The sequence below is a fragment of the Bacillus cereus group sp. BfR-BA-01408 genome, assembly GCF_022663305.1.
GTDB classification, from domain to species: Bacteria; Bacillota; Bacilli; order Bacillales; family Bacillaceae_G; genus Bacillus_A; species Bacillus_A pacificus.
Genome location: NZ_JAKUFF010000183.1, coordinates 1 through 646, shown reverse-complemented (window position 1 = coordinate 646; position 646 = coordinate 1). Strand labels below are relative to the sequence as shown.

The window sequence follows — 646 nt, the reverse complement described above, 5'->3', positions numbered from 1 at the left end:
TTTTAGTTTGGTTAAGTTAGAAAGGGCGCACGGTGGATGCCTTGACACTAGGAGTCGATGAAGGACGGGACTAACGCCGATATGCTTCGGGGAGCTGTAAGTAAGCTTTGATCCGAAGATTTCCGAATGGGGAAACCCACCATACGTAATGGTATGGTATCCTTATCTGAATACATAGGGTAAGGAAGACAGACCCAGGGAACTGAAACATCTAAGTACCTGGAGGAAGAGAAAGCAAATGCGATTTCCTGAGTAGCGGCGAGCGAAACGGAACATAGCCCAAACCAAGAGGCTTGCCTCTTGGGGTTGTAGGACATTCTATACGGAGTTACAAAGGAACGAGGTAGACGAAGCGACCTGGAAAGGTCCGTCGTAGAGGGTAACAACCCCGTAGTCGAAACTTCGTTCTCTCTTGAATGTATCCTGAGTACGGCGGAACACGTGAAATTCCGTCGGAATCTGGGAGGACCATCTCCCAAGGCTAAATACTCCCTAGTGATCGATAGTGAACCAGTACCGTGAGGGAAAGGTGAAAAGCACCCCGGAAGGGGAGTGAAAGAGATCCTGAAACCGTGTGCCTACAAATAGTCAGAGCCCGTTAACGGGTGATGGCGTGCCTTTTGTAGAATGAACCGGCGAGTTACGA

The 646-nt window shown here is 49.4% G+C and carries 1 rRNA gene; it reads left to right on the top strand.

From position 1 onward, the window contains the following. Window positions 1-9 precede the first annotated feature (9 nt). Window positions 10-646: ribosomal RNA gene (locus MR083_RS26760) — 23S ribosomal RNA — on the top strand; the annotation flags it as partial.